Below are 17,399 nucleotides of genomic sequence, written 5' to 3' on the forward strand. Positions count from 1 at the left end.
GACCGCGCGCCCCAGCGACCTTGTCGACCTTCCGAGCGCCTGGACCCGGGGGTGAAGAAGGCGGCCGGTTTGCCGTCACGACGCCGCGGTCCGCTGCCAGTCCAAGAATCGGACGCCTCGGCGTCCGCGCTCGTCAGCCGTACGTGTCGCGCGGGCCGCGACCGTCGCGGACCGACCGGATGCCGTGCTTCCAGCTCGGCGCGTCCGGACCCTTGATCGTCAGGCGCTTGATCGTGCCCTCCCCCACGGCCGCGTTGAGCTTGGCGAGCAGCTGCGGGGTCATCAGCCGCAGCTGGGACGCCCAGGCCGTCGAGTCCGTCCGGATCGTCACGATCCCGGCCACGAAACTCTCTGGCGTCGAGTGCTGCGCGACGGCGTCCCCGACGATGCTCGGCCAGCGTCCGAGCAGGGCGTGCACGCTCACTTCGGTCGTCCAGCCCTGCTCGGCGATGAGTTCGCCGAGCGCGTCACCGAGGGCGGTGGGGTCGCTGCGCGAACGTCCGGACGCCGACGCGCGAGTCCGCTTGGCCTTACGCGGCTTGGGTGGTGGCAAGGGGGACGAGTGAGCCACAGACTCCGCGATCGCCTTAGCCAAGTTGAGCCCAGTCGGGTCGAACAGGACCTCAGTCGGGGCTTCGACAGGCTCAGCCGCCGGGTTGCCTGAGCACAGCGCTCCAGTCCCGGTCCCGGTCCCGGTCCCTGAGCTTGTCGACGGGGAGCCTGTCGAAGGGTCACTCATCATCGGCGCTCACCTCCCCGGCGTTGACGACGAACCTACGCCCGGCGAGTCCGGCGGGAACATCCCCGGCGACGGCGGCGGTGATCAGCACCTGCTCGGCGCCGGCCACCCGCTCGGCCAGCCGGGCGCGACGGACCTCGTCCAGCTCGGCGAACACGTCGTCCAGGATCAGCACCGGCGCCACCCCGCCGGCTCGCAGCAGGGCGTCCGACCCGAGCCTCAAAGCGAGCGCGAACGACCAGCACTCGCCGTGCGAGGCGTACCCCTTCGCGGGAAAGTCCCCTAGTGAGAGCACCAAGTCGTCCCGGTGCGGGCCGACCAGACTGAGCCCGCGGGCGATCTCCTCGCCGCGGCGCTCAATCATGCGCTCGACGTAGCGGGCGTGCAGCGCGGCGGCGTCCAGGTGTTCGTCGTCGACGATCCCGTTGGTCTCCCCCGTGATCGAACTCGACCGGTAGGCGATGGCCGCGACGTCCTCGGCGGGGGCGATGGCGCAGTACGCCTCGGCGACGCCGGCCCGCATGTCCCCCAGCGTGTCGAGCCGCGCCCGGGTGATCTCAGCGCCCAGGCCGGCCAGCTGATCGGAGAAGAAGTCCAGCGTGATGGACGCGTCCTCGGCCAACGGCCCACGGCGTCCGGCCAGTGACTTCAACAGACTCGAGCGCTGCTTCAGCACGCGCTCGTAATCAGCCCGGACGCCGGCCATGCGCGGCCACCGCGCGGTGACCAGCTCGTCCAGGAAACGCCGCCGATCGGCCGGATCACCCTTGACCAGCGCCAGGTCCTCGGGCGAGAACAGCACCACCCGCAGCGCCCCCAGCAGGTCGCGCGGACGCTTCAGCGGCCCGCGATTCAGGGACGCCTTGTTGGCGCGACCGGTGTTGATCTCGATCTCCAGCAGGAGCGAGCGCGGATCGTCCAGGCCGGCCTGGACGCGTCCGCGCACGATGGCCCGCTCGGCACCCTTCCGAATGAGCGGCGCGTCGAACGCCACCCGATGGGACGCCAGCGTGGCCAGGTACTCGACAGCCTCGACGAGGTTCGTCTTGCCCTGGCCGTTACGTCCGGTGAAGACGGTGACGCCCGGGGACAGCTCCAGCTCGGCGACCGCATAGCTGCGGAAGTCTGCGAGGCTGAGCTGGGTGACGAACAAGGAGCAACCTCGCCTGACGTGCGGACGCTAGCGCCCGCGACCGCGGATCAAGAGGGCAGGCGCATCAGCATGATGACGTGGCGGTAGTCCCCGGACGGCTCGCCGTCCAGGTCGGCCAACGGCATGAGCAGACAGGGCTTGCCCGGGGCGGTGAACGAGAAGTTCACGTACGGGGTGTCGAGCGCGTTGAGGGCGTCCGCGAGGTAGTGGGGGTTGAACCCGGCGGCGGTCATCGACAGGCCCTGACCGGTGTGGTCCTCGACGACGGCCTCAAGCGCCTCGACGGCCTGGGCCTGGTCGCCCGTGGCGGCCTCGAGCGTGATGGCGCCGTCCGCGATCAGCATGCGCAGCGACGTGTTGCGCTCGGCGACCAGGGCCACGCGACGCACGGCCGCGATGATCTCCTGGGTGTTGGCGCGGACGGTGAGCGTAGGCGTCACGCTCATCAGGTGCCGGACCTTCGGGAACTCCCCGTCCAGCAGGCGCGTCGTGATCTCCCGGACGCCGTGGGCGCCGTCGCCGGCGAAGCCGATCAGCCCGTCGCCGGACTCACCGCCGGCCAGGCTCAATGTGACCTGCTCGCCGTTCGTCATCGACTTGGCGGTCTCGCTGAGGACGCGTCCGGGGACGAGCGCCGCACCCTCGGCGCGCGCCGAGCCCGGCGACCAGGTGATCTCCTTGAGCGCCATGCGGTAGCGGTCGGTGGCCAGCAGCGACAGCGTGTCGCCCTCGATCTCGATGCGGACGCCGGTGAAGACGGGCAGCAGCTCGTCGCGTCCGGCCGCGATGACGACCTGCGACACGGCCTGGGCGAAGACATCGGACGCGATCGTGCCGGACGACTCCGGCATCGTCGGCAACTCGGGGTACTCGGTCACGGGCAGCAGCTGCAGCGTGAAGCGGGCGGACCCGCAGGTCAGCTCCATCTTCGAGGCGTCCGCGGCGACGTCGACAGGCTTGGCCGGCAGGGAACGGGCGATGTCGGCGAGCAGCTTGCCGGAGACGAGCGCGACGCCCTCTTCGGACACCTTCGCCGGGACCGCGATCTTGGCCGACGTCTCGTAGTCGAAGCTCGACAAGACGACCTGATCGCCACGCGCCTCGACGCGCAAGCCCGCGAGGATCGGCACGCTGGGACGATTCGGCAGGCTGCGCGCCGCCCATTGAACGGCCTCAGCCAGCACGTCTCGTTCGAGTCGGATCTTCACGGCGTCTCCTGCGTTGTCGATCGGTTCTTCGGATCATATCGGCGTGGCCCGCTTCGCCCACAGTTGTGCGTCCGGGTTACTTCGAAGAGAAGAGATGTCTATTACTTCTTCTTCATCGTCACTGCTGTGGATTCGGTGGACGAGCGGCGTCCGGGCTGGTCAGCAGGCGTGTCGGCGGAGGCGTCCGATGTGGACAACCTCGAACTACACGGGTAGTAGATGTGGACGGGCGCGGACGTCGCGTCCGGTTTCCACAGGGCGTCCGAGTTCTCCCCAGAGTTGTGCGGACGCCGACGGCGTCGATCCTGGCGACCAAGATCGGACGCCGACGCAGGGCTCAGCGGCAACGCCGATCAAGGAGACGATCGTTGGCTAAGCGTGAGTCATCAGTCGACCGAGCGAAGGGATCCGTGGGCTGAGCCTGTCGAAGCCCCGGCAGGTTGCAGCTTCGTCAAGCTCGGCCAGCGATAGCTCAGCGCGTGCTGCTGCGAAGCGGCCCACGGCGTCCAGCTCAAGAAGGGAACGGACGGACTAGCGCGACGCGTTCTTGATGCGGTTGGTGAGCTCGGTGACCTGGTTGTAGACCGAGCGGCGCTCGCTCATCAGCTGGCGGATCTTGCGGTCCGCGTGCATGACGGTGGTGTGGTCGCGGCCGCCGAAGAGTTGACCGATCTTGGGCAGGCTCAGGTCGGTCATCTCGCGGCAGAGGTACATGGCGATCTGGCGGGCGGTGACCAGGACGTGCGTCCGGCTGCCGGAGCACAGGTCGTCCACGGTCACGCCGAAGTAGTTGGCGACGTTCGACATGATCGCGAGCGGGTTGATCGGCATCTCTTCGCCGTCGGGGATGAGGTCCTTCAGCACGGCCTCGGCGATCGACATGTCGACGGGCTGGCCGTTGAGGCTGGCGAACGCCGTCACCCGGATCAGCGCGCCTTCGAGCTCGCGAATGTTGGTCTGGATCTTGCTGGCGATGAACTCGAGCACGTCCGGGCTGGCGGTGAGGTGCTCGGCGAACGCCTTCTTCCGCAGGATCGCGATGCGCGTCTCGAGGTCGGGCGGCTGGATGTCGGTCAGCAGCCCCCACTCGAAGCGGCTGCGCAGCCGGGGCTCCAACGCCTCCAGGGCCTTCGGCGGACGGTCCGAGGTCATCACGATCTGCTTCTGCGCGTTGTGCAGCGTGTTGAACGTGTGGAAGAACTCCTCCTGGGTCTGGATCTTCGACTCCAGGAACTGGATGTCGTCGATCAACAGCACGTCGATGTCGCGGTAGTTGCGCCGAAACTCGGGGGTCTTGTTGTCCGAGATCGCATTGATGAAGTCGTTGGTCAGCTCTTCGGTCGACACGTACTTGATCCGCAGGCCCTCGGCGTAGGTGGCGACGTAGTGCCCGACCGCGTGCAGCAGGTGCGTCTTCCCCAGCCCGGACGAGCCGTAGATCATCAGCGGGTTGTACGCCTTCCCGGGCTGCTCGGCCACGGCCATCGCGGCGGCCTGCGCGAACCGGTTCGAGGAGCCGATGACGAAATTGTCGAACGTGTACTTCGGGTTCAGCCGGTCGCCGTTGCCGGACGCTGGCCGCGGGGCCGTGTTGCCCAGGCCGAACGTGAGCACCGGGATCGGCAGCTGCTCCGCCTCGGCCCGTTCCTCTTCGGCCAGCTCGTGTTCGAGGTCCGGATCGATCGTGACCGCCAGAGCCGTCGGACGCCCCCGCAGGTCGGTGAGCTCGTCCTCCATCCAGGACCGCAGCCGGCTCTCGATGCGGTTGCGGGTGAAGTCGTTGGAGACGGCCGCCATCAGGGTGCTGTCATGCAGGGCGAGCGGACGCATCAGGCGTAGCCAACCGAGATATGAGGGGTCGGCGCTGGCGCACAGGTGATCCCAAATGGTGCGCAATTCGGGATCCAGGTCGTCAGCCATGCCACCCCTTTACACCCGCTGTCCACACCGTTGTCCACAGGATGTGGAGATAGGCCGGGGTGATCACTCCAGGTGGGGGTGACGACCCGTCGTAGGCGAGAACGCTACTCACGTGGGGCGACCCTGGCAAACGGAATCTGAGAATCTTCATGTTCTACGGCGTGTCGTCTCGACGGACGCCGCGCCAGGGGTTCGGTTTGCCGGTCAGAGTGCCGTACGCGTATCGTTGGCAAGTCGCTGTCTTGGCGACGCCTGTGTCCGCAGTGGTCGCAGTGATCCGAACACGATCTAAGAGTGGGGAGATTGGCGTGAGCAAGCGCACTTTCCAGCCGAGCAACCGGCGTCGCAGCCGCACCCATGGTTTCCGTCTTCGCATGCGGACGCGCGCGGGTCGCGCCATCCTCGCCGCCCGCCGTGCCAAGGGCCGCGAACGCCTGGCCGGCTGACCTGCCAGCCTGAGGCGTCCCGGTGCTCCCTGCACGATCGCGGCTGACGTCCTCGGACGACTTCCGTGCCTGCGTGCGCGGAGGCGTCCGGGTTGGTCGCGAGACACTGGTCATCCACGCCCTTCGAACCTCGAGCCCGCCATCGCGTGCGGGCTTCGTCGTCTCCAAGGCCGTCGGCAACGCCGTGACCCGCAACCGGGTCAAGCGGCGGCTGAGGCACCTCGCGGCGTCCAGTTTTTCGTCGGACGCCGAGAGCTCGGTCGACATCGTGGTCCGGGCGCTACCCCAGGCCACGACCGGGGATCTGGCAGGGGACTTCCGCTCCGCTTACGCCACCGCGCTGACCAAGCTGGCCGCATGATGACGTCATGTGGCCCGTCCAGGGCCGACCGGGACGCGCGATGAAGTACCTGATCATCGGCTTTCTCAAGCTGTACCGCCTGCTGATCAGCCCGTTGTACGGGCAGGTCTGCAAGTTCCATCCCAGCTGTTCCGCCTACTCGCTGGAGGCGGTGCAGACCCACGGGGCCTGGGAGGGTTCCGTTCTGACGGTGAAGCGCCTCGGGCGCTGCCACCCCTGGTCAGCCGGCGGTTACGACCCCGTTCCCGGGACCGAACATGCGAGGTAACTCATGAACCTTCAGCCGCTGCTGACCCTGTTGGACTTCTGGGCCGACATGGGCAAGGGCCTCGACGCGATGATGCAGCCCATCTACTGGGCCATCTCGGGCATCGTCGTCGGCTTCCACTGGCTCTATTCGCACTTCTTGAACCCCGACTCGGGCCTGATCTGGCTGCTCTCGATCGTCAGCCTGACGATCGTTGTCCGGGTCGCGATGATCCCGCTCTTCGTGCGGCAGATCAACAGCTCGCGCAAGATGCAGCTCCTGCAGCCCAAGATGAAGGCGCTGCAGGAGAAGTACGGCACCGACCGGGAGAAGCTCGGTCAAGAGCAGATGAAGATGTACAAGGAGGAGGGCGTCAACCCCTTCGCCTCATGCCTGCCGCTGCTGCTGCAGATGCCGATCTTCATCGGCCTGTTCAACGTGCTGAACGCTGTGTCCAACAATGTCCCCGTCGGCCAGTTCTTCGTCGACAACCCCAACCTGGTGCACTCGCTGCGGAACTCGACGCTCTTCGGGGCGTCCCTGGCCGGCAAGTTCATGCCGATGGACGGCGGCTTCGGCCCCAATCAGGTGCTCGCCGGCCTCCTGATCATCGGCCTGGTGGTGACGCTGTTCTTCACGCAGCTGCACATGATGCGCAAGAACATGCCCCCGGAGGCCCTCACCGGCCCGCTGGCTCAGCAGCAGAAGACGATGCTCTACATCCTTCCGCTGAGCTACCTGTTCTTCGGCATCAGCATCCCGATCGGCGTCATGCTCTACTGGTTCGCCTCGAACCTGTGGACGCTCGCCCAGCAGTACATCCTGATCCACAACGCCCCGACGCCGAACACCCCGGCCTACATCGACTGGGAAGAGCGCATGCGGGCCCGCGGCAAGGATCCGGAGGCCATTCTCCGCAAGCGCCTCGGCATGGATCGTCGCCCCAAGGCCACCGAGGCCGCCGACCCCACGAAGGTCGCCCGCCAGGGCACCACGCGCTCCACCTCGTCCCCGGCGACGGACGCCACCACGACCACCTACCGCCAGCCGCCGACGTCGGGCGCTGCGGCGTCCGACGAGAACGGCGAACGGCGCAACATCGCCCGGCAGCAGCCCAACAAGCGCCCGCGCGCTGCCCGCAAGAAGTCCTGACCCGCCGACGGCGGGAACCTGCACGAGGAGTGACATGAGCGACGAACTGATGCCCGAGGGCGTCTCCACCGAGTCGGACGCCGATGAGGTCGTGGCCGACATCTTGACCGACGCCGAGGCCGAGCCGGAGGCGTCCGACGTCGTCGACGACGATGGCGACGAGGACGACGAGGCTGACGAGGACGGCAAGCCGGCGCGCAGCAAGCGCGACGAGGCGCTGACCAACGAGGGCGAGATCGCGGCCGACTACATCGAGGGTCTGCTCGACATCGCCGACCTCGACGGTGACATCGACACCTACAACGAGGGCGGCCGCGCGCACGTCTCGATCATCACCGACGCGGCCATGCTGGTCGGGCGCAACGGCGAGGTGCTCGAGGCGCTGCAGGAACTCGCCCGCCTGGCCGTGATGACCGAGACCGGGCATCGCTCGCGCCTCATGCTCGACATCGCCGGCCACCGCGAGAAGCGCCGCACGCAGCTGCAGGCCCTGGCCGCGGAGGCGATCGCCGACGTGCAGGGCTCGGGCGAGTCGGTCCGGCTGTCGCCGATGAACCCCTTCGAGCGCAAGATCGTGCACGACGCGATCGCGGCGGCTGGGCTCGTCAGCGAGTCCGAGGGCGAGGAGCCCAACCGTCGCGTCGTCGTGATGCCCAAGGCCTGAGTTGGACGCCGACGCCGCGGCCCCGTCCGGGGTCGGGTCGCGTCCGGACGCCCCGGGCGCGACGCCCGCGGCGGCGTCCGAGCTGTTCGGAGCGGCGGTCGGGCTGGCCGAGCAGTACGTCTCGATCCTGGCCGGGCGAGGCGTTGAGTGGGGGCTGATCGGTCCCCGCGAGACCGAGCGCCTGTGGCCGCGGCACGTGCTGAACTCCCTGGCCGTGTCGGGATTCGTGCCGGACGGGTCGGCCGTCGTCGACGTCGGCTCCGGGGCCGGGTTGCCGGGGATTCCGTTGGCGCTGGCGCGTCCGGACCTGAAGATCACCCTGCTTGAGCCGCTGGAGCGCCGCGCCAAGTTCCTGCAGTTGGCCGTCGACGAGCTGGGGCTGAACGATCGCGTCCGGGTCGTCCGCGGCCGCGCGGAGGAGCACAAGGGCCGCTACGACGTGGTCACTTGTCGGGCGGTCGCCCCGCTCGATCGGCTGCTCGGCTGGACGGCCCATCTGTTCCAACCCGGCGGGCGCCTCGTCGCGCTGAAGGGGCAGTCGGCTGCCGCCGAGGTCGACGCTCTCGACCGGGTGCTGGCGCGCCGCAAGCTGTCGGGACGGGTGGCGTCCGTCACCCCCCATCGGGACGTCGAGGAGACGTTCGTCGTCGTTTTGAGCTAGGACCCCTCAGGCCTCCACGACCTCGCACAGCGGGAGCGTCCGCGGCCGTCCACCTTGCGTGGCGGTTCGACGTAGCGCGGCGGCTCGGTGGGGACGGGGTAGCGCTCCAAGGTCATGCTCGCCGGGTCAGGAGGTCCAGTCCTTGCGGAACTTCTTCTTCGGCTTGCCACCGTCGTGACGATCGAACTTCTTCTCGAACTTCTTGCCCGAACGTCCGTCGTCGAGGGTCAGCTCGATGAGCTTGCCCGAGATCCGGGTCGACTTGAGCGCCGCCCACACCTCGGGGGCCAGCTGCGTGGGCAGCTCGACCAGCGAGTGGTCGGCGCGAATGTCGATGTGGCCGAAGTCCTCGCGCTTGAGCCCGCCCTCGTTCGCCAGCGCTCCCACGATGTGGCGCGGCGTGATCTTGTGCCGCTTGCCGACGGCGATCCGGTACGCCGTGAGCGGTCCGCCCTCGCCGCGCGGCCCGCGGTCCGCGCGTGCCGGACGCGCCGGCCGGTCGGCGGCGAAGTCGCCACGGCGTCCGGACGACTCGTCGAAGCGGGCGGGCTTGGACGCCTCCGGCTCGAGCAGCATCGGCTCGTCGCCCTGCAGGACGGCGGCGAGCGCGGCGGCGACGTCCACCTCGGGGACGTCGAACTCGTTGACGTAGTGGGCCACGACGTCGCGGAAGAAGTCGATGTTGTCGCCAGCCAGAGCGGCCGTGATCGCCTCGTCGAAGCGGTTCAGCCGAGTGGCGTTGATGTCGTCGACGCTCGGCAGTGGCATGTGGGTCAGCGTCTGGCCGGTCGCGCGCTCGATCGAGCGGAGCAGGTGGCGCTCGCGGGGCGTGACGAACGAGATGGCCTCGCCCGAGCGGCCGGCGCGTCCGGTGCGGCCCGAGCGGTGCACGTAGCTCTCGGTGTCGGTCGGGATGTCGTAGTTGACGACGTGGCTGATCCGGTCGACGTCGAGGCCTCGGGCGGCCACGTCGGTCGCGACGAGGATGTCGAGCTTGCCGGCCTTGAGCTGGCTGATCGTCCGCTCGCGCTGCGCCTGGTTGAGGTCGCCGTTGATCGCGGTCGCGGAGAACCCGCGGGCGCGCAGCTTCTCGGCCAGCGTCTCGGTCTCGTTCTTGGTCCGGACGAACACGATCATGCCCTCGAAGTTCTCGACCTCGAGGATGCGGGTGAGGGCGTCCACCTTCTGCGGGTAGCTGACCATCAGGTAGCGGTGGGTGATGTTGGGGGCCGTGGCGGTCTGGCCCTTGACGTTGATCTCGGTGGGATCGGTCAGGTACTGCGCGGCCAGCTTGCGGATCTGCGGCGGCATCGTCGCCGAGAACAGCGCGGCGTGCTTGTCGGCCGGGGTGTCGGAGAGGATCGTCTCGACGTCGTCGGCGAAGCCCATGTTGAGCATCTCGTCTGCTTCGTCGAGCACGAGGAAACGGAGCTCGGATAGGTCGAGGGTGCCGCGCTCGAGGTGGTCCATGATGCGTCCGGGGGTGCCGACGACCACGTGGACACCGCGGGCGAGCGCCGACAGCTGGACGCCGTAGCCCTGGCCGCCGTACACAGGCAGCACATGGATGCCGTGCAGGTGCGACGAGTACTTCTCGAGCGCCTCACAGACCTGCAGCGCCAGCTCGCGGGTCGGCTCGAGGATCAGCGCCTGCGGCTTCTTCGCCTTCGGGTTCAGCCGGGCCAGGATCGGCAGGGCGAACGCGGCCGTCTTGCCGGTGCCGGTCTGGGCGAGGCCCACGACGTCGCGTCCGGCCAGCAGCGCGGGAATCGTCGCCGCCTGGATCGGCGTCGGCGACTCGTAGCCCGCCTCCTTGATCGCCTTCAGCAGCTTCTCGTCGAGGCCGAGGTCGGCGAACGTCGGTCCGGAGTCGATGGTCTCGGACGCCTCCGCGCTCTCGGTTTCGTCGCTGGGCTGGGCGTCGATGTCTGTGTTCACCCCTAGACGGTACTGACTCCGGCGCCGTTTGGCTCTTCCGGGTTAGTCGGACGCCGAGGGGGGATCGTCCAGCTCGGTGCGGATCGCGGTCACGATGCCGGGGACGTCGATGGCGACGGTCCGCAGGATGATGGCTGGGTCCATGAGGAGATAGCCGTGAGCGATCCGATTCCTCATGCCCCACATCAACCGCCAGTTTCCACCGAATAGGCGCTCGCGGGTCGGCTCATCCAGGCGGTGCAGCACTTCGAGTGCTGCAGAGAGCCGCATGCACAGGGCGTCCAGGACGAGCTGCGAGTTCATTTCACCGGCCGTTGCGTGGCCGCTCAGAAGATCGAGGTGGGCGAGCGCATCGGTGAGGAGTTCACGGTCAGTGCGATTTAGAGCGGCACCGCCTCGGTGGTTGCCCTCGACCTGACCGCGGGCTTCAGACTCGACTCCGGCACCAGGTCGACCGGCACCCCTAACAGCGCCGACAGACGTGCTTCGAGTGCCCCCAGCTCCATCAGGCTGAGTGGCCGCCTCATGTCGAAGAGGAGGTCCACGTCGGACTCGTCGCGGTCGTCACCGCGTGCCACCGATCCGAACACTCTGACGTTCCGCCCCCCCATGGCCCCAACCTCCCGATGGATCTCGCCCGCGTGGGCCCGGAGTTTCCTGGCCAACGGGGTCGTCCCGTGAAAGTGCAGGAGGCGGGACACCTCTGATTGGCTGCGCCGAATGTGCTGGGCGATTTGCTGCTGGGTCATTCCCCTCGCTGAAGCCTCGCGCACCGCGCGGACGAGCTCCGCGCGAGCAGCCGCGATCGCTTCGTCTGATCGCCGAGCGATCTCTGAGAGCACCGTCATGCGTGAAATATAGCAAGTGCGATAGAGCAGACGCCCGGAATGGAGGAGGCAAGAGGGCAGAACGGGGGCGTCGTCCGGTTGAAGACCCTCAGCGCAGCGGGGGCAGTTCGCCGTGCGCCGGATCCAGCAGTTCGGCCGTTTGTTCGATGGTGTGGCCCGCCGAGGCGATCCCCCACTGCGGCCAGGTGCCGGTGATGCGGGCCCCCGACATGTACGGCGCGTTCTCGACGCGCGCATAGGCCCTTGCCAGCACGTCTTTCACTGACAAGGGTCCGTCCGAGCCCACCAACTCCGGCAGCAGACAAGGGTGCACGCCGGCGTCCCAGAGCATGGAGAGCCCGTACGGCTCGACCAGGAACTCCGAGACGTCGGACGCTGGGCAGCGCTGGTCGATCGCCTGGTCCAGCCCGACGGTCGGGTCGGCGGCGGCGAGGGCGTCCAGGATGCGCTGGGCGACGGCGGTGACTAGCGCGGTGCTGGCGCCGAACCGCAGGGCCCAATGCCGCGGACGCCGCAGGTGCGCGGCGGCGTCCCGGACGGTGGGGAACCCAGGCTCGTCGCAGCACCGCCGGACGCGCGCGCCGATCTGCCACGAGCGGTCGACCGCGTGCGCGACCTGGGCGACGTCGAGACGCAGGCGATGCGCCAGGTAGCCGCGCACGGCCGGGAGGGCGTGGTCGGCCAGTGCGACGCAGAGGCATTGGCCCCCCAGGGCCACGCCGACGCGTTCGGCGTCCAGGTCGTGGGGGTGCAGGAGGCGCCAGTCGGGGGTGATCGTCACCTCATGTGGACGCCCGCCCGCGGGCTCCGGGCAGACGACGTCGAAGGTCACCCCGGACGCAGGCAGGACGGGTCTGCTGGGCAGCGCGCTCATCGATCCTCCTGGTCTCGCGTCGTGAGCGACCATCTCACGCCCGGAGGCGTCCCGCGGTCAACGTCGGGCGCCTCGGCGGCCCAAGTGAGCGGGAGCCGCGGGTTAGTGGCGGAGTTGCTGTTCCCCAGCAACAACAACTCCGCCAGCAAAGCAGCTCCGTGACCGAAGGGGTCAGCTCAGGTCCGTTCGGCATTCGATCGTCGTCGCCCAGGACGGCGTCTCGGGGGCGTCGGCGTCCGGGCGCAGCAGCAGCGCGATGACGACGGCGCTGCCGGTGGGTGGGGCGTCCGGCCAGGGAGTGAGTCCGTCAGTGAAGACCACGGTCAGCGTCGGTCGGGGACGCAGGCCGTCGACCGCGGTGAGCGCCACGCGCAGGTCGGTGCCGCCGCCCCCGACGAGGGCGTCGTCAGGGAGGCGCCGGACGCGTCGGACGGCGTGCACCGCCGCGTCGCACGTCAAGATCGTCATGCCGGACGCCGCCACGCCCAGCGCCCGGATCGCCCCGTCGACCTCGGCGAGCGCGCGTCCGAGCAGCTCGTCGCCGATGCTGCCGGACGTGTCGATGACGCAGGCCACCGACGGGGTCGCCCGCCGCCAGCCGGGCAGTGCCACGTTCGGCACGGACGCCGCCCGCCGGTTGGGCCGGGTGTAGGTGGTGTGGGTGCGCCCGGAGGTCCAGCCGAGTCCGCGGCGGGTGGCCTGGGCGAGGAGTTGCTCCCACGGCAGCCGTGGATTCAGGGTCGCGCGCACCCAGCGGGCCAGCTCGCCGGGGATCTCGCCGGGGCGTCCGTCCGCCCAGTGGGCCAGAGACTCGGCGACCGAGCGCCGGACGAGGTCCGCGGCCGCGGCGTCCAATCCGCCGACGCCGGCCTCGCTGGGCAGTTCCCACTCGCGGTGCAGTCCGTCGGACGCCGACCCCTCACTCCCCCGCGCCTCGGCGTCCGGCTCGCCTTCCTCGGTGTCGGGCGGCATGGCCACGGCGCCGCTGAGCTTGGCCCAGTGCTGTTCGGCGGTGGCCTGGTTGTCGAGATCGGGACGCCGCAGGCGCAGCTTCCTGGCTCGCTCGATCAGCCAGGCCGGGACGGCGCCGACCGCACCCACGGCGTCCACGATCGCCAGATCGGACGCCTCACCCCACGCCTCGGCGTTGGCAGCGTCGACACCGGCGGCGCGGGCGCGTCCGGCGTGGTCGAAGAGGAGGTGCCAGAGCTGATGGGCGATCTCGCGGGCCAGGTCGTCGATCGGGTGGTCGCTGGCCCACGTCGGGTTGACGTACAGGCGCCACTGTTCGTCGGCCGCGACGGTGGCGACGGCGTCCGATGGCACGGTGACAAGGGCATACAGTCCCTTGGACAGGTAGGGCAGGTCGGACGCCCCCGCGCTGACCAGCCGCAGCTTGGCGGCTGCGACGGCGTCCGAAAGCTCGGTCACGGTCGGTCGGGCAGCAGGCCGGCGAGGGAGAGCACGGGGGCGAAGACCATGATGTCGGGAGGCAGCGTTGCGTCCGCGGGGCGGATCCGGAGCAGCCCCCGGATCGCCGGCACGGCCGGGTCGACCGCGTTCTCGGACGCCGCCGCGCAGCACGCGTCGATGGCCGCTGCCCAGTGGGCGGGGTCGCCGGCGGCCCGCGCGACGACACCCTGCAGCGTGACGTAGACCCGATCGGGACGCTGGTCCGCGAACCAGCCCGCGCGCGGGTCGGCGAGGACGGCGTCCGTGTCCGGCAGGTCCAGGGCCGAGGCCCACGCGAGGTACTCGTTCGCGGCGGCGTCCCCGATGCAGCCGGCGACGAGCAAGCGGCTGACGGCCTCGGGGGCGTCGATGGCGGCGGCGAGGGCGAGCAGGCGGGCGGCGTAATCCCACGTGCGCGGGTTCGGGAAGGCCTTGCCGCGATCGAGGGCCGTGCTCGGGATCGACGTGAGGAGCGCCGAGCGAGCCCGGAGGAAGCCCGACACTAGAACGCGCTGGCGTCCGAGGTGTTCGGCGTAGTCAGTGGGGAGTTCGTAGACCGGCATCGCTGGCCAGACGCCGGTCACCAGCGATTCGGCGAAGACCTCGAGCGGCAGTTCCCAGTCGAGGTGAACAAAGCGGGACGCGGTCGGTGCGGCCAGCTCCCAGCCGGCCGCGGCGACGTCCGCGGGGTTCGCGGCGGCCAGGAACGAGACCGTACGCGGCAGCTGGAGCGAGCCCACCTGGTAGTGGGTGAGCGGGCGCAGCGCCGCGGCCTGGAGTGCCGGAGACGCGGTCGAGAACTCGTCGAAGAACGCGATCGCCGGGCCGTCGTGGTCGCGCAGCCGGACGGCCCAGGCGGGCGGCGCGAGCTCGACCTTGCCGTCGATCAGCATGGGCAGCCCCACGAAGTCCGAAGGCTCGTAGTGGCTGATGATCAGAGTCTCGACGTGCCAGCCGGACGCCCGGGCGGACTCAACGACCGCCGTCTTCCCCTGGCCAGGGTCGCCCCACAGCAGCGCCGGGATGCGGCACGACAGGCAGATCCCCATGGCCTGCAGCACGTTCTCGTACTCTGCGCGACCGCGGATCATGGCGCCTCCCCTAGCCCGCCGAGGTCTGGTCGGCGGATCGCGCTTCAGCATAGGTCCGGACGCCTTGGGCGTCAGTCCGTGCTGGGGGTCAGGTGTGCAGGCGCCGGGTGCGTGGGGCCGGGTGTATGCGTCGCGGGCGGGTTCCGCCTGCTTGGGTGCGATGACGCGCGGCTGCTTGCTGGACCCCGGTGCGGGCGGGTCTGAATGACAGGCGTGTAGTTCATCCACAGGATCACCCACAGGTGTGGATTTCGTCGGAAGCGAGAAAGCGACAAAGAGAGAAAAGGAGAAAGAGCTATAGCGAGTTTGGGCTTGCGTATCGGAGTGCGGGGTTGAGCCTTGCCGGGTTGATCACCAATCGTGACCGGGCCGTGGCGCCGCTTGATCGGCCGCTCGGCTGAACGGCCCACCTCTTCTAGCCCGGCGGAGCCGGCTGATGTCGTCGCGCGATTCCAGGGAGAGCTGGCTTGTCGGATACCCGACCAGCCGTACTGAGTCGGTGCGTGAGCCATGTTGGGAACGCACGGCGTGGGGCGGCTGGGCTAGGCTCGTCTCGTTCGTGAGCACGCGATTCGCACTGTCCACAGGGTCTTGACTAGGTGATCGGGTTCGTCATTGCACTTGGTAGGCTCGGCGGGGTCCAGAGCCAGTGAGGGGTTTGTGGTGTCGAATAGCTCCGCACGACGAGTCGCCTTCGATGAAGACGAGTTTGCCACCGCCGCGCCCCTGACCCCCGATGATCTGGCGATCGATGTTTCACGTGAAACGGTGACCGCGCTCCCCCGCCCTGCAGTGCCGCGGGTGATCGTCATTGCCAACCAAAAGGGTGGCGTGGGGAAGACGACGACGGCGGTGAACATTGCGGCCGGGCTGGCGTTGGGCGGACTCAAGGTTCTCGTCGTGGACATGGACCCTCAAGGAAATGCGAGCACCGCGTTGGGAGTGGAGCACCAGGAGGGGGTGCGGGGAACCTACGAGGTGGTGGTCGACGGTGAACCGGTCGAATCGGTACTGCAGTCCTGTCCGGACATTCCGGGTCTCTGGGTCGTGCCGGCGACGATCGATCTTGCGGGCGCTGAGATCGGGCTGGTGGCCACCGTTTCACGTGAAACAAGGCTGCGGAACGCCCTGGCCGACTTCTTCACGAAGTACTACGTGGACTACGTGCTGATCGACTGTCCCCCATCCCTGGGCCTTCTCACTCTCAACGCGCTCGTCGCCGCGCGGGAGATCATGATCCCGATCCAGTGTGAGTACTACGCGTTGGAAGGGGTCACGCAACTCATGCGCACCATCGACCTGGTCAAGGGCCGACTCAACGATGATCTACGCCTCACGACCGTCCTGCTGACCATGTTTGATGCACGCACGAACCTCTCGTCGCAGGTCGCGGACCAGGTTCGCCAGCACTTCGCCGCGCAAACGCTGCCCACCGCTATCCCGCGGTCCGTCCGCGTCGCGGAGGCGCCGAGCTACGGCCAGACTGTGCTCAGCTACCACCTGGCCTCGGCGGGAGCTCAGGCCTATCTCACGGCGGCACGTGAGATCGCCGAACGTGGCGCCCACCTCTGAGAGAAGGACAACGACCATGGCAACGACCCCCAAACGTCACGGCGGCCTTGGGCGCGGCCTGGGTGACCTGATCAGGGCCACCGGGCCCGAAACCCAGTCGGCCACCTCGGAAACCCACGCCCCCGTCGGAGCATCGGAACTGGGAGCGCACTTCGCAGACATCGATGTCAACCAGATCAGGCCCAACCCTAAGCAGCCGCGTACCGTCTTCGACGAAGACGATCTCGCCGAGTTGGTGGAGTCGATCAAGGAAGTCGGCTTACTGCAGCCGGTGGTTGTGAGGCCGCTTCCGGACGGTGCCTACGAACTCGTGATGGGGGAGCGGCGACTCCGCGCGACCAAGGCGGCCGGTCTGCCCACCATCCCGGCCATCGTCCGCGACACCGCGGAGGCTGACTTGCTTCGCGATGCGCTGCTGGAGAACCTGCATCGAGCCAACCTGAATCCGCTGGAGGAGGCGGCGGCCTACCAGCAAATGCTCGACGACTTCGGCTGTACTCAGGAGGAGTTGGCCGGTCGCATCAAGCGCTCTCGGCCGCAGATCTCCAACACCATCCGATTGCTCAAGCTGCCCGCACCGGTCCAACGGCGCATTGCGGCCGGCGTCCTGTCCGCCGGCCACGCGCGCGCGTTGCTGGCGCTCAACGATCAAGCCGACCAAGAGCGTCTGGCCCAGCGCATCGTGGCCGAGGGTCTCAGCGTCCGCGCGGTCGAAGAGATCGTGGCCGTCGGTACCAAGGGTCGCGCCCAGCAGCGAACCAGCCAACCGCGGACCATCAACCCGCGCGCCGCCGAGCTGGGGGAGCGTCTGACGGACATCCTGGACACGAGAGTCAATGTCGCCATGGGCAGGCACCGCGGCAAGATCACCATCGATTTCGCTTCAGAAGATGACCTCGGTCGGATTCTCAATGTCCTGCGATCCGGAATCGACACAGCGCTCTAGCAGTTTATCGATATAGCGCTTCATACTTTTCAGCACAATTGAGTCATCGCCGGCGTCGTGTTGAACATCGTCGCGGACCTCAACCCGGATGAGGGCTTTGCCCGGGGCGGCCTCCAGAACTGCGAAG

19 protein-coding genes are annotated in these 17,399 nt (G+C 68.6%); 8 read left to right on the top strand and 11 right to left on the bottom strand.

The genetic code is table 11. The features are described from left to right. Nucleotides 1–133: 133 nt before the first annotated feature. The 5 genes from FN821_RS04870 to dnaA all read right to left on the bottom strand — a co-directional run bounded on the left by FN821_RS04870 (nt 134) and on the right by dnaA (nt 5,020). Entirely contained in the window at nt 134–553 is a 420-nt protein-coding gene (locus FN821_RS04870; RefSeq protein WP_241660100.1) for a DciA family protein, read from the bottom strand. A 178-nt stretch (nt 554–731) separates the two neighbouring features. After that, nucleotides 732–1,892 carry a DNA replication/repair protein RecF gene (recF, locus tag FN821_RS04875; RefSeq protein WP_131171434.1) on the bottom strand — a complete coding sequence of 387 codons (1,161 nt, stop codon included), beginning with the start codon at nt 1,890–1,892 and terminating at the stop codon, nt 732–734. Nucleotides 1,893–1,939: 47 nt separating this feature from the next. Continuing rightward, the gene (gene dnaN, locus FN821_RS04880; protein WP_131171435.1) at nt 1,940–3,100 is read right to left on the bottom strand and encodes a DNA polymerase III subunit beta; all 1,161 of its coding nucleotides are present in this window, start codon (nt 3,098–3,100) and stop codon (nt 1,940–1,942) included. A 101-nt stretch (nt 3,101–3,201) separates the two neighbouring features. Continuing rightward, on the bottom strand, nt 3,202–3,447 hold the full coding sequence (locus tag FN821_RS04885) for a hypothetical protein (protein WP_131171436.1): 246 nt from the start codon (nt 3,445–3,447) through the stop codon (nt 3,202–3,204). 184 nt (nt 3,448–3,631) lie between these two features. Continuing rightward, the gene (dnaA, locus tag FN821_RS04890) at nt 3,632–5,020 is read right to left on the bottom strand and encodes a chromosomal replication initiator protein DnaA (protein WP_131171437.1); all 1,389 of its coding nucleotides are present in this window, start codon (nt 5,018–5,020) and stop codon (nt 3,632–3,634) included. 308 nt (nt 5,021–5,328) lie between these two features. Here dnaA and rpmH point away from each other — a divergent pair, with 308 nt between their 5' ends. From rpmH to rsmG, 6 genes are read left to right on the top strand one after another with little or no spacing between them, the layout of a single operon-like run. Beyond that, nucleotides 5,329–5,466 (top strand): 50S ribosomal protein L34, encoded by a 138-nt coding sequence (gene rpmH / locus FN821_RS14440; protein WP_131171438.1) that lies wholly within the window; start codon nt 5,329–5,331, stop codon nt 5,464–5,466. A 22-nt stretch (nt 5,467–5,488) separates the two neighbouring features. Beyond that, on the top strand, nt 5,489–5,827 hold the full coding sequence (gene rnpA / locus FN821_RS04900) for a ribonuclease P protein component (protein WP_131171439.1): 339 nt from the start codon (nt 5,489–5,491) through the stop codon (nt 5,825–5,827). A gap of 7 nt (nt 5,828–5,834) precedes the next feature. Continuing rightward, nucleotides 5,835–6,095, top strand: coding sequence for a membrane protein insertion efficiency factor YidD (gene yidD / locus FN821_RS04905; protein WP_241660101.1), 261 nt, complete (start codon nt 5,835–5,837; stop codon nt 6,093–6,095). Nucleotides 6,096–6,143: 48 nt separating this feature from the next. Further along, nucleotides 6,144–7,226, top strand: coding sequence for a membrane protein insertase YidC (yidC, locus tag FN821_RS04910; RefSeq protein ID WP_131171541.1), 1,083 nt, complete (start codon nt 6,144–6,146; stop codon nt 7,224–7,226). Between the two features lie 34 nt (nt 7,227–7,260). Further along, complete coding sequence (locus FN821_RS04915) at nt 7,261–7,890, top strand: Jag family protein (RefSeq protein ID WP_338324570.1); 630 nt, start codon at nt 7,261–7,263, stop codon at nt 7,888–7,890. A gap of 1 nt (nt 7,891) precedes the next feature. Next, a complete protein-coding gene (gene rsmG, locus FN821_RS04920) occupies nt 7,892–8,551 on the top strand; it encodes a 16S rRNA (guanine(527)-N(7))-methyltransferase RsmG (RefSeq protein ID WP_165489245.1) in 660 nt (219 codons plus the stop codon). Nucleotides 8,552–8,677: 126 nt separating this feature from the next. On the opposite strand, the gene FN821_RS04925 is transcribed toward rsmG, so the two are convergent. The 6 genes from FN821_RS04925 to FN821_RS04950 form a co-directional block, all read right to left on the bottom strand. Next, nucleotides 8,678–10,489 (bottom strand): DEAD/DEAH box helicase, encoded by a 1,812-nt coding sequence (locus FN821_RS04925; protein WP_241660102.1) that lies wholly within the window; start codon nt 10,487–10,489, stop codon nt 8,678–8,680. 42 nt (nt 10,490–10,531) lie between these two features. Continuing rightward, nucleotides 10,532–10,792 carry a HepT-like ribonuclease domain-containing protein gene (locus FN821_RS04930; RefSeq protein WP_131171440.1) on the bottom strand — a complete coding sequence of 87 codons (261 nt, stop codon included), beginning with the start codon at nt 10,790–10,792 and terminating at the stop codon, nt 10,532–10,534. A 77-nt stretch (nt 10,793–10,869) separates the two neighbouring features. Further along, nucleotides 10,870–11,337 carry a nucleotidyltransferase domain-containing protein gene (locus FN821_RS04935; RefSeq protein ID WP_131171441.1) on the bottom strand — a complete coding sequence of 156 codons (468 nt, stop codon included), beginning with the start codon at nt 11,335–11,337 and terminating at the stop codon, nt 10,870–10,872. An 88-nt stretch (nt 11,338–11,425) separates the two neighbouring features. Further along, nucleotides 11,426–12,211, bottom strand: coding sequence for a hypothetical protein (locus FN821_RS14185; protein ID WP_165489246.1), 786 nt, complete (start codon nt 12,209–12,211; stop codon nt 11,426–11,428). A 171-nt stretch (nt 12,212–12,382) separates the two neighbouring features. Further along, nucleotides 12,383–13,642 carry a vWA domain-containing protein gene (locus tag FN821_RS04945; protein ID WP_131171442.1) on the bottom strand — a complete coding sequence of 420 codons (1,260 nt, stop codon included), beginning with the start codon at nt 13,640–13,642 and terminating at the stop codon, nt 12,383–12,385. After that, entirely contained in the window at nt 13,639–14,754 is a 1,116-nt protein-coding gene (locus FN821_RS04950; protein WP_165489247.1) for an AAA family ATPase, read from the bottom strand. Before FN821_RS04950 ends, FN821_RS04945 begins: the two co-directional genes overlap by 4 nt. A 663-nt stretch (nt 14,755–15,417) precedes the next feature. Between FN821_RS04950 and FN821_RS04955 the strand changes: the two genes are divergently transcribed. Together FN821_RS04955 and FN821_RS04960 are read left to right on the top strand one after the other, a co-directional pair. After that, nucleotides 15,418–16,326 (top strand): ParA family protein, encoded by a 909-nt coding sequence (locus tag FN821_RS04955; protein ID WP_421958039.1) that lies wholly within the window; start codon nt 15,418–15,420, stop codon nt 16,324–16,326. A gap of 16 nt (nt 16,327–16,342) precedes the next feature. Continuing rightward, on the top strand, nt 16,343–17,272 hold the full coding sequence (locus FN821_RS04960; protein WP_131171444.1) for a ParB/RepB/Spo0J family partition protein: 930 nt from the start codon (nt 16,343–16,345) through the stop codon (nt 17,270–17,272). The last annotated feature ends 127 nt before the right edge of the window (nt 17,273–17,399 follow it).

Source organism: Propioniciclava tarda, assembly GCF_900182665.1.
Classification (GTDB): domain Bacteria; phylum Actinomycetota; class Actinomycetes; order Propionibacteriales; family Propionibacteriaceae; genus Propioniciclava; species Propioniciclava tarda.